Below are 11,700 nucleotides of genomic sequence, written 5' to 3'. Positions count from 1 at the left end.
GCCGGGAATACTTTGTTAGGTTAAGTTACCAAGTGCACCCGCAAAGGAATTTCTTTTGTTTTGCACTTACGCCAGGCTGCTTAACTGGCACCATCAATTTGAGAGGTGATGCAACATTATTAGAAATGAAGAGAGGGTAAAACGTGAGTATTGAAATTATTATATCTTTAGGAATTTACTTTATTGCCATGCTGTTAATCGGCTGGTATGCATTCAAGAAAACCACTGACATCAATGATTACATGCTTGGAGGAAGAGGCCTCGGACCATTCGTTACTGCTTTGTCTGCCGGTGCGGCCGATATGAGCGGATGGATGCTGATGGGTGTTCCCGGCGCGATGTTTGCGACAGGGCTGTCCACCTTATGGCTTGCTTTAGGTCTTACAATCGGGGCGTACTCAAATTACTTGCTGCTGGCTCCAAGGCTGCGTGCTTATACGGAAGCGGCGGATGATGCGATTACGATTCCTGATTTCTTTGATAAACGATTCCAGCATTCTTCATCACTGCTGAAAATCGTATCTGCATTGATCATCATGATCTTTTTCACATTGTATACCTCTTCCGGTATGGTATCTGGCGGACGGCTGTTTGAATCTGCTTTTGGTGCGGATTACAAATTAGGCCTGTTTCTGACCACCGCAGTTGTCGTGTTATACACACTGTTTGGCGGTTTCCTTGCTGTCAGTCTGACTGACTTCGTGCAGGGTGCGATCATGTTTGCAGCACTAGTGCTTGTGCCGATCGTTGCTTTTACCCATGTGGGCGGCGTTGCTCCGACTCTCCATGAAATCGGCGCTGTTAACCCACACTTATTGGATATTTTTAAAGGCGCGAGCGTCATTAGCATTATTTCCTATTTAGCCTGGGGCTTGGGCTACTACGGCCAGCCTCATATCATCGTCCGATTTATGGCGATTAAAAACATTAAAGATTTGAAGCCTGCACGCCGAATCGGCATGAGCTGGATGATCATTACAGTTCTAGGTTCCGTGCTGACGGGTTTAATCGGTGTTGCATACGCCCATAAATTCGGAGTTGCTGTAAAAGATCCGGAGATGATCTTCATTATCTTCTCTAAAATCTTGTTCCACCCATTAATTACAGGGTTCTTATTGTCAGCTATTTTGGCTGCCATCATGAGTTCGATTTCCTCACAGCTCTTGGTTACAGCAAGTGCTGTAACAGAGGATTTATACCGGTCATTTTTCAGACGAAAAGCTTCTGATAAAGAATTGGTCATGATCGGGCGATTGTCCGTCTTAGTCATTGCCGTTATCGCGGTACTCTTGTCATTGAACCCGAACAGCACCATTCTTGATTTGGTCGGATACGCTTGGGCCGGCTTCGGTTCAGCTTTCGGACCTGCGATTCTGCTCAGTCTATATTGGAAGCGAATGAACGAATGGGGCGCGCTTGCTGCCATGATTGTCGGGGCTGCGACCGTGTTGATCTGGATTACAACCGGCCTGGCAAAATCAACCGGTGTGTACGAAATCATCCCTGGGTTTATTCTCAGTATGATTGCCGGCATCATTGTCAGCATGATCACAAAACGTCCTGCAAAAGCCTCTTACCGATTATTCGGTGTCATGGAAAAGCTGTTAAAACGCAAAAAGTAAGCAATAAGCCATCAAGCGCAGCTTGGTGGCTTTTGTGCTCTTGTTTTGCTATAAATACTGTGAGAAAATCATATTTATTTAAAAACACCATAGAGAAGGGGGAAGTTGCTGTTGAGCTGGTATATTGATCCTGATATTTTATTGAAATTGGGCATTGCCACATTGATTGGCATGGTCATCGGGCTTGAACGCGAATTAAAAAATAAGCCGCTCGGATTAAAAACCTGTATTGTCATCGCAGTCAGCTCATGCATGCTGACGATCGTCAGTATTAATGCGGCATATCATTTCCCTAAATACTACCGCATCATGATGGATCCGCTTCGTCTGCCGGCACAAATCATCTCCGGCGTCGGGTTTATCGGAGCCGGTGTCATCCTGCGAAAAAGCAATGATGTCATTTCCGGCCTGACGACATCGGCCATGATCTGGGGGGCAGCGGGGCTCGGGCTTGCTACGGGAGCCGGTTTTTATAAAGAAGCGTTTGCCAGTCTTCTGTTCATCCTGATCAGCGTGGAATTTCTCCCATGGGTGGTCAGAAAAATAGGCCCCGACCGCCTGCAGGAAAAAGACATCCGCATCAGAATGTCGCTTTCTGATAAAGACAAAATGACAGAGATTTTAAAAGAAATGAAAAGAAGAGATATCAAAGCACACTCCGTTCGGATCGACGACCTGGGCGAAAAGGATTTTCCAATTATGGAAGTGAAGGTCCGCGTCCATAAAAACAGATACACGACCGATGTCTACTATGACATTAAAGCCATTGAAGGCGTAGTCGGCGTGAAGTGTGATACATTATAAAAGCCAATGGGACTGGAATCCCATTGGCTTTTTCTATCTACACCAGTGCTGAAAAATCAAATGCTGTAATCGGCGTGCCATTCTCTATATCTCTTCTGAAACCGGCCAGCATTTCTTTTTCTTCTTCTCCTATTGTGTTAAGGTCAAACATCTGATGCAGCAATCCGTAAATCAGCATATGGCGAAGGCGGAGGAAATCAGGTATTATCATCAGCCATGCAGGGTCAAGCTCATTTTCCTCCCAGTACCCTTTCATAAAATGCGTCATAAATTCTTCTGTAAACGCAGCTTTATCATCATATGGCACAACAGGATACCACAGGACATTGTAGAGAAGAATGCTAATATCGTTAACAAACCAGTTGTAGCCGATATCATCAAAATCAAATGCCGTGATTTTGCCATGATCCCAGTTAAAATTGCCATGGTGCAGATCCGCATGCACCAAGCCGTAGCTGTCCTGGCTTTTCGGGAGCCTCCGCAGTTCATTCATCAAAGAATCGGCTTGCTGAAACACCTTTATCTGATCTTCAGGCACATATTTTCTCAGCTTTAATTGCTCCTCTTCATCCCATTCCTGTCTTTTGAAAGCGGGATTGCTCAATTTGTAGCTTTTTGTCAGGCTGTGCATGCTGCCTGTGTATCTGCCAAGCTCATAAAATAGCGTTTCATTCCAGTCCGATTCATCCACTTTTTGCCCCGGAGCTTTCTCATACACTCTCAATAAAAATGACCCGCCGTTTCCGTCCGGCACTGCTTCTACGTCTTTTCCGTTCAGCGACGGGAGCGGTTTGGCTACTGAAATTCCCCCTATTGCAAGGTGACGGAGCCATTCCATCTCTCCCATTATATAATCAGAAGATCTCCGAATCGTATGGGTAATCTTTAAAATATAAGGTTGATTGTCTTTCATACATTCATATACATAGTTTTCCGCATCAGCCAGAAAACGCACCTGATCTTTTGAGAAACCGTATCTCGCTGCAGCTTCTGCCAAAACCTGCTCTTCATGAAATATTTTTTTGATATCTTTATGCACGTCTAACATCCTTTCATTGCTATAGATTTGATAATGATTGTTTTCACACGATTTCCAGCATCAACATACCTCCCCTTGATTTGTGTTTCGGCAGAAGCGGAAACAATTTCCCTTTTCCTGTTAATTGTAACATAAAAACCCTTGTGCCAATATGGCACAAGGGTTTTCTATCAGTCATAAATGTGAACAGTCGGCTCTTTATCTCCGGCATTGCGGATAATGACCGCTTCCTGTCCGTCTGAGGACGTGATATTGACTTCGACATCAACTGAGCTCTTAGAGTAGTAGTCCATCACTTCACCCGTTAAGAACTGGGTAAACGCGACAACTTCACTTTTTCCGTAGAATTGCATTGGTATGTCAATCTTCATTTTCTTCATTTCATCATTTTCATACAGCGCTGTACCGACAACGCCTGTATAGTTCGGGAAATATTCTTCAATTGAGTTTTTGAACCGCTTAAAGACCTCGGTGTCATCCGGGTATTTTTCTGCTGTGGTTGTATCTGCCGGATAGAATACATATTTTTCATTAATATCATCCCAATTTGAGATATCAGTAGAGCCTGCTTTGACCTCTGTTTTGGCGATGAAGTTCCCCGGCACAATCGATGTTTTTGACGCCTGCTTGTAGAGTGCGACAGTAATCGGCACATTCTTCAAGTTATCTTTTTTACGGAGGCGGTTAATAACCTCCTGTGCAATTTTTTCTCCCTGCTGGCGGAGCGTGCTGTCCTTAATCTCCACTTCTTTTTGCGGGTCGCCAGTTTTTTCACGATAGTAATACACGGAGTTTAACGCCAGTCCGATCATGACGCCGCCAAGCTGGATAGAATTCTTGTCTTTTCTGACTAAATAATCGTGCTCAAGCATGGATGCTAAATAAATCGGGCTGCTTTCGTTCTTTTCTTCTGTTGAACCAGAACTCGGGAGCGCCGGGTTCAAGCCTTCATTTTTGAAGTTCTTATCTTCTTTTTCGGCTTTTTTCAAATCAGAGCCCGTTTTTTTCCGTGCCAGCCAGCTTAATACTGTATCCTCATCTAAATATTGTCCTTCTTGGAACAGATAATCGTCAGTTGAGAAAGAATCTTGGGCAAGGCGCATCAGCCCTGTTTCAAATTCGTCAATGTCCAGCCTTGTATTCAGCTGTTCCGTTGTTAAGCCGCGCGCTTTGCCTGCCTTAAACGGCAGCACCATTTTGTAATAGGAGTCAGAGATATTATATTTCGGGACAATCGCTTTTTCTGACGATTTCGCCGTCTTTTGCGTAATCTCTTCCTCCTTCTCCCCCCCGAAACCTGACGAGCAGGCAGACAGCATTAATACTGCCGCCGTTGCCGCCAATGCCAACGTCTTTTTCAATAGAAAACACTCCTCTTATTTCTTTAGCTCTCCCATTAACTGTTCTTCATTCCACACTTCAATGTTCAGCTCTTGTGCTTTTGTCAGCTTGCTTCCCGCCGCTTCTCCGGCGATGACTAAGTCTGTGTTTTTGCTGACGCTTCCAGTCAGCTTTCCGCCCAGCGCTTCGATTTGCGCTTTGGCTTCGTTTCTTGACAGCTCTTCCAGCTTTCCTGTCAGAACAATTGTTTTACCAGCAAAGTAAGAGTCGCTGTCCTCTGCTTTTACTTTTTTCGGGCCTTTGTAGAGCGTGTTTACGCCCAGCTCCTGAAGTTCATTCAAGAGTTCAAGCATTTCTTCTTTATGAAAATAGGTGATCACAGCATCAGCCATTTTTTCACCGATTTCATCTACCGCGAGAAGTTCCTCTTTAGAGGCTTTTTTCAGGTTCTCCAAGCTTTCAAAATGCATGGCAAGCGTCTTTGCGGCCTTTGATCCGATAAAACGGATGCCAAGCCCAAACAGCAGGCGCTCTAACGAATTTTCTTTTGATTTTTGGATGGAGCTGATCAGGTTTTCAGTGGACTTTTCGCCCATGCGCTCGAGCTGGATGACTCGTTCCTTCGTCAGCTTATATAAATCTGCCACATTGCGGACAAGGTTTTCCTCAAACAGCTGTGTGATCACTCGTTCGCCGAGCCCATCAATGTTCATGGCATTCCGGGAAACGAAATGGATAAGCCCTTCCCGGATTTGCGCCGGACATTCAGGGTTAATGCAGCGAAGCGCCACTTCTCCTTCGATCCGGACGAGTTCACTGCCGCATTCAGGACATTCCGTCGGCATGCTGAATTCCTTTTCTTCTCCTGTGCGCTGGTCAACGAGGACATTCACAACTTCCGGGATGATATCGCCCGCTTTTTTGACGACAACCTTATCCAAAATCCGAATGTCCTTCTCTTTAATTAAATCTTCGTTATGAAGGGATGCTCTTGAGACCGTTGTGCCGGCAACTTTTACCGGCTCAAGAATCGCAGTCGGCGTAATCACACCCGTTCTGCCGACATTTAATTCGATATCGAGAAGCTTCGTCACGACCTCTTCAGCAGGAAACTTATACGCGATGGCCCAGCGCGGGCTTTTCGCCGTAAAACCGAGCTCCTCCTGTTGATCGAGAGAATCGACTTTAATGACAATGCCGTCTATTTCGTACGGCAGGTCCGCGCGCTTCGCCTGAAGCTCATCGATCAGCGTAATGACTTCTTCTATGCTGCCGCATTTTTTTCGTTCCTGATTCGTTTTAAATCCGAGTTCGTCGAGAAAATCAAGCCCTTGGCTTTGCGTCTCTACACCCATCTCGTCAAGCTCCGCTATACTGTAGACGAAGATATCGAGGTTTCGTTTCGCTGCAATTTTCGGATCGAGCTGTCTGAGAGATCCCGCCGCGGCATTTCGCGGATTGGCGAACGGTTCTTCCTCATTTTTAATCCGTTCCTCATTGAGTGCTTCAAACGAACGCTTCGGCATATACGCCTCGCCGCGCACTTCGATCGACAGCTCACGGTTCATTTTAAGCGGGATATTGCGGATCGTCTTCAGATTCTCCGTAATATCCTCTCCCGTCGTTCCGTCACCTCTTGTGGCCCCTCTGACAAAATAGCCGTCTTCATAACGGAGAGAAACAGCAAGACCGTCTATTTTCAGCTCCACATTATACGCCACATCGTCACCGACGGCTTGGCGCACACGGCGGTCGAAATCACGAAGATCATCAGCATTAAAGGCGTTGCCCAGACTGAGCATCGGTGTGCCGTGGGTGACTTTCTGAAACGCTTCAAGCACAGCTCCGCCGACGCGCTGCGTAGGAGAGTCAGGCGTTCTGAGGTCTGGGTGCTCCTCCTCAATCGCAATCAGCTCCTGCATCAATCTGTCGTATTCGGCATCTGGGACGCTCGGTTCATCTAAGGTGTAATATTCATAGCTATACTTGTTGATGGTGCGGCGCAGTTCTTCTGCCCGCTGCTTCGCTGTTTCTTTGTCCATCTGCTTCTTCCTTTCCTCTTCAATTACTGCTTTTCAATAGGAGCAAATGCTGCTAACAGGCGTTTCACGCCGACAGGGCTCGGGAAGGCAATATCGAGCTCCGTCCCTTCTCCTTCGCCTTTCACGCTGACGACAGTTCCTGTTCCCCATTTTTTATGGCCCGCCTTATCTCCGACTGCCCAGTTCAAGGTGTCGCCGCCTGTTTTGCTGGCGTAGGATACCGGGCGTGAAACAGGGCCGCGTCTCGGCTGCATTTTTCTCGCAGACGTCGCTCTCGTTTCTTTTTTCTCATTTAGGTTTTCCAATAAATCATCCGGTATTTCAGCAATGAAGCGAGATTCCGGGTTCATATTTGTCCGGCCAAACAAGGTGCGCATTTTAGCATTGGTCAGATAAAGCTCCTGTTCAGCCCTTGTAATCCCAACGTACGCAAGGCGGCGTTCTTCTTCCATTTCCGCTTCCTCCATGAGTGAACGGCTATGCGGGAAGACGCCTTCTTCAAGCCCCATCAAGAAAACAACCGGGAACTCCAGTCCTTTCGCGGCGTGCAGTGTCATCAGCGTGATTGCATCCTTGCCGCCTGACTCTTCCTCCTTCTGGTCGAGCTGATCAATATCTGCGATTAACGCCAAGTCTGTCAGGAACGCAACGAGTGTCTTGTCTTCACTTTTCTGTTCAAAGTTTTTCGTAACAGACAGGAACTCGTCGATGTTTTCTAAACGGCTTTGGGCTTCGATCGATTTCTCGGCCTTCAGCATTTCTCTGTATTCCGTCTTATCAAGAATTTCTTCTGTCAGCTCTGTAATGGATAAGTAATCCTGCATATTGGTCAGGTTTTCAATCATCTGTCTAAAGCTGTCAAGCGCGTTTGCCGCTTTGGCACTGACGCCGATAAAATCAACCTGCTGAATCGCTTGGAAAAAGGACAAGCCGTTTATGGCCGCATACGAAGCGATTTTTTCAAGTGATGTCGCGCCGACTCCGCGCTTCGGCACATTGACAATGCGCGTGAAACTGATATCGTCATCCGGATTGGATACGAGGCGCAGGTACGCAAGAATGTCTTTAATTTCTTTTCTGTCATAGAACTTTGTGCCGCCGACAATGTTATAGTTCAAACCCGCTTTGAGAAGCGTTTCCTCAATCACACGGGACTGCGCGTTTGTCCGGTATAAAATGGCGATATCCGACAGCTTCCGCTTGCCTGAGCTGTGAAGCTGATGAATTTTACCGGCCACAAATTGTCCTTCACCGAATTCATTATCACCGCGATAATAGGAAATTTTGATGCCCTCGTCGTTTTCCGTCCACAAATTTTTCGGTTTGCGGTTAGAGTTGTTTTTAATGACCTCGTTTGCCGCGCGCAAAATCCGTTTCGTTGAACGATAGTTTTGTTCTAGCAAAATCACGCTTGCATTCGGATAATCTTTTTCAAATGAAAGGATGTTGGTGATATCCGCGCCGCGCCATCTGTAGATTGACTGATCAGAATCCCCCACAACGCAAAGGTTCTGGAAACGCTCGGCAAGCTGCTTAACGAGCATGTATTGCGCCCTGTTCGTATCCTGATACTCATCAACATGGATGTACTGGAATTTGCGCTGATAAAATTCAAGCACTTCAGGCACTCGGTCAAACAGTTTAATCGTCGTCATAATCAAATCGTCAAAATCGAGCGACTGGTTTTTCAATAGCTTCTTCTGATAATCAGCATATACATCGCTGACCACCTGATCGTAGTAGCCGCCAGCAACTTTAGAGAATTCCTCCGGTTCGGTCAATTCGTTTTTCGCACTGCTGATCGTACCGAGGATGCTTCTCGGGTCAAACTTCTTCGGATCAAGATTGCGCTCCTTCAAAATCCCCTTGATCACTGAAAGCTGGTCAGCCGTATCAAGGATGGAGAAATTTCGGTTGATCCCAATCCGGTCGATATCTCTGCGCAAGATCCGCACGCACATGCTGTGGAATGTGGAAATCCAGATATCGTCCGCGCCGGGTCCAAGGATGCTTTCCACACGTTCTTTCATTTCGCGTGCCGCTTTATTTGTAAATGTGATCGCCAGAATGTTCCACGGCGCCACATGCTTCTCTGCCATTAAATAAGCAATTCTGTGTGTCAGGACACGCGTCTTTCCGCTTCCCGCTCCCGCCATCAGCAAAAGGGGCCCGTCCGTTGTTTTGACTGCTTCCTGCTGAACGGGGTTTAAACCGCTTAGTAATTGATTGCTAATATAATTCAAAATTTGTTCACCCGCCTATACAAAACATATGTTCTATCATAAACCAAATCCGTACAATTTACTACTCGCCTTTCACAGCCGCTACTGTTTTCAAAGCCCTGTCAAAATCTTCATACACCGCATTGCCTACAACGATCACGTCCGCATGCTCTGCATACTGTTTGGCCATTTCCGCATCCTTGATGCCGCCGCCGTAAAACAAGGTGGACGTTTCCAATACAGCCTTCGTTTTCTTGACAGCTTCTATGTCTCCAAGCACGCCGCTGTATTCTAAATAAAAAATCGGCAGTTGCAGCAGCTCCGACACACGCGCATAGGCGACAATATCATCCATATTCAGATCGGCGTCCGCTTCAGTCAGTGCCGCGGCTTTGCAATCTGGATTTGCGATGCAGTAGCCCTCCGCCACGATTTCTTCCATAGACATCAGTTCTCCGTATTCCTTCATGGCTTTCTGGTGCATTCCGACAATCCAATCCGCGTTTTTGCTGTTTAATACACTCGGAATAAAATATAAGTCAAAGCCGGGAACGATCGCTTCAATCGCTGATACCTCTAGGACACACGGCACCAAAAACCGTCTTACCTTAGACATCATCCGCAGGACATTATCCTCTGTCACACCATCACTGCCTCCGATAATGACCGCATCCGTTCCTGATTCGCAAAGAATCTCCAGCTGTTCGTCAGGCAAATCTTTATTTGGATCGAGTTTAAAGACATGCTTCCACTCCGTTACATCGTACACGTCATACGTTCCTCCATTCGTTTGTTACCATTTAAACATTATAACAAATTCACATAGCGCGGAAAAACGGAAAAAGCCGTTAATCTCGTTATTCACTGAAAAAGGTGTTTTGATTCTTTTTTCATAAAAAAAGAGAGCAGGAGGCAGACCTGCATGGTGAGTCCTGTATCGGCAGAAGCACACATTTTTCACCAGATTCCTTCTGCTATTGTTTGGAAAGTGTTCAACTGTGGAAATGGTTACATAAAAAGGGAGGCTGAGAGATGGAAACCATCATAATAGCACTCATCGCATTTATCATAGGGATCATCGCTATCCCGATCGTCTTGTTTGCCTGGATCTACATAAAGGATGAAAAACAGCAGGAGCACTCAATTCTTCGCAACTATCCCGTCATCGGAAGGTTTCGGTATATCCTTGAAAAAATCGGGCCGGAGCTCAGACAGTATTTATACAGCAATGACAATGAGGAGCAGCCTTTTTCACGAAAGGAATATGAGCAAACCGTCATCTCCGGCAAATACAAAAGCAGAATGATGGGCTTTGGATCTGTAAGAGATTTTGATAAACCTGGCTATTATATCCGTAACGCTATGTTTCCAAAACAAAGGGAAGAAATGCACGTAAATCAAACGCCAAAAATTGAAACCCAAATCTATAAAATGGATGCTGACAATCTGTTCAAACGCAAGGAGCATGCCGAACATATCAAGGCAGACCCGTATTTTCTCCATCCTGATGATGTACAGGTGATTGGCGAGCATACATGCGAGAAGCCATTTTATGTGAAGGGCTTAGTCGGCCAGTCTGCCATGAGCTACGGTTCTCTTGGAGAACGGGCTGTTACGGCGCTCTCAAAAGGGCTCCATCTGGCAGGCGGCACCTGGATGAATACAGGTGAAGGGGGATTGTCTGAATATCACTTAAAGGGCGGCGCCGATATCATTTGCCAAATCGGACCGGGCCTATTCGGCGTGCGCAAAAGAAACGGGGAATTTTCGTGGGAGGAATTTAAAAGAAAAAGCAGGATTGACCAGATTAAAGCGTTTGAGCTAAAGCTGGCACAAGGAGCGAAAACCCGCGGCGGCCATGTGGACGGCGCCAAAGTATCAGAGGAAGTGGCAGACATTCGGAATGTCGAACCTGGAAAGTCGATTGACAGCCCGAACCGCTTTTATGAATTCTCAAACCCTCCTGAAATGCTCGACTTTATTGAAAAACTTAGAGATGTCGGACAAAAGCCAGTCGGCATCAAACTGGTCGCAGGGCATCCTGAAGAATTGCATGAGCTTTTCTCTCATATGCAGAAAAGCGGAAAGCATCCGGATTTTATCACGATCGACGGAAGTGAAGGCGGTACCGGAGCTTCCTTTTACGAGCTCGCGGATACAGTCGGCCTTCCGATTATGACAGCGCTGCCTATTGTGGACACGCTTCTTAAACAGTACGGCTTGCGCAGCCAGCTGAAAATCTTTGCTTCCGGAAAGCTCCTGACTCCTGATAAAATCGCGGTCGCCTTAGCCCTCGGCGCTGACTTTGTTAACATCGCACGCGGCATGATGTTTTCCGTTGGCTGCATCCGCGCTCTCGTCTGCCACACCAACACCTGTCCGGCAGGTGTGGCGACGACAGATCCGAAATTGCAAAAAGCACTGAGCGTTGAGGAAAAACAGCATCGTGTCTGCAACTACGTTATTTCATTGCGCGAGGGACTATTTAACCTTGCAGCCGCAGCAGGGATTAATTCGCCGATTCATTTTTCCAAGGAGCATGTTGTCTATCGGAAAGAGGATGGCAGTATCATCAATATCGACAACCTGATCCATCAATTTGTTTCATAAAGAAACCGCCCTTGCCAGAC

Annotated in this window: 8 protein-coding genes; 3 read left to right on the top strand and 5 right to left on the bottom strand. The window is 46.5% G+C overall.

Annotation, left to right across the window (positions count from 1 at the left end):
- Positions 1 to 143 precede the first annotated feature (143 nt).
- The gene (gene opuE / locus NSQ16_RS03590) at positions 144 to 1,622 is read left to right on the top strand and encodes a proline transporter OpuE (protein WP_003233905.1); all 1,479 of its coding nucleotides are present in this window, start codon (positions 144 to 146) and stop codon (positions 1,620 to 1,622) included.
- A gap of 105 nt (positions 1,623 to 1,727) precedes the next feature.
- Positions 1,728 to 2,426 carry an MgtC/SapB family protein gene (locus NSQ16_RS03585; RefSeq protein WP_010886431.1) on the top strand — a complete coding sequence of 233 codons (699 nt, stop codon included), beginning with the start codon at positions 1,728 to 1,730 and terminating at the stop codon, positions 2,424 to 2,426.
- Between the two features lie 37 nt (positions 2,427 to 2,463).
- On the opposite strand, the gene NSQ16_RS03580 is transcribed toward NSQ16_RS03585, so the two are convergent.
- The 5 genes from NSQ16_RS03580 to NSQ16_RS03560 all read right to left on the bottom strand — a co-directional run bounded on the left by NSQ16_RS03580 (position 2,464) and on the right by NSQ16_RS03560 (position 9,839).
- Positions 2,464 to 3,474, bottom strand: a complete 1,011-nt coding sequence (locus tag NSQ16_RS03580; RefSeq protein WP_003233909.1) for a phosphotransferase enzyme family protein — start codon at positions 3,472 to 3,474, stop codon at positions 2,464 to 2,466.
- Between the two features lie 161 nt (positions 3,475 to 3,635).
- Positions 3,636 to 4,826, bottom strand: a complete 1,191-nt coding sequence (locus NSQ16_RS03575; protein ID WP_003242795.1) for a CamS family sex pheromone protein — start codon at positions 4,824 to 4,826, stop codon at positions 3,636 to 3,638.
- A gap of 15 nt (positions 4,827 to 4,841) precedes the next feature.
- Positions 4,842 to 6,848 (bottom strand): NAD-dependent DNA ligase LigA, encoded by a 2,007-nt coding sequence (gene ligA, locus NSQ16_RS03570; RefSeq protein ID WP_029726605.1) that lies wholly within the window; start codon positions 6,846 to 6,848, stop codon positions 4,842 to 4,844.
- A gap of 23 nt (positions 6,849 to 6,871) precedes the next feature.
- Positions 6,872 to 9,091 (bottom strand): DNA helicase PcrA, encoded by a 2,220-nt coding sequence (gene pcrA / locus NSQ16_RS03565; protein ID WP_015383008.1) that lies wholly within the window; start codon positions 9,089 to 9,091, stop codon positions 6,872 to 6,874.
- Between the two features lie 61 nt (positions 9,092 to 9,152).
- Positions 9,153 to 9,839, bottom strand: coding sequence for a heptaprenylglyceryl phosphate synthase (locus NSQ16_RS03560; RefSeq protein WP_029726604.1), 687 nt, complete (start codon positions 9,837 to 9,839; stop codon positions 9,153 to 9,155).
- A 263-nt stretch (positions 9,840 to 10,102) separates the two neighbouring features.
- Here NSQ16_RS03560 and NSQ16_RS03555 point away from each other — a divergent pair, with 263 nt between their 5' ends.
- A complete protein-coding gene (locus NSQ16_RS03555; protein WP_003233925.1) occupies positions 10,103 to 11,680 on the top strand; it encodes an FMN-binding glutamate synthase family protein in 1,578 nt (525 codons plus the stop codon).
- Positions 11,681 to 11,700: the final 20 nt, after the last annotated feature.

Origin of the sequence: Bacillus sp. PS108 (genome assembly GCF_037963335.1) — a bacterium.
Lineage (GTDB): Bacteria > Bacillota > Bacilli > Bacillales > Bacillaceae > Bacillus > Bacillus subtilis.
This window is presented reverse-complemented; position numbering and strand designations above follow the sequence as displayed.

Bases quoted from the DNA above. Each gene is read 5' to 3' on its own strand.
- NSQ16_RS03580 (WP_003233909.1), bottom strand. From the start codon at position 3,474: ATGTTAGACGTGCATAAAGATATCAAAAAAATATTTCATGAAGAGCAG.
- ligA (WP_029726605.1), bottom strand. From the start codon at position 6,848: ATGGACAAAGAAACAGCGAAGCAGCGGGCAGAAGAACTGCGCCGCACC.
- NSQ16_RS03555 (WP_003233925.1), top strand. From the start codon at position 10,103: ATGGAAACCATCATAATAGCACTCATCGCATTTATCATAGGGATCATC.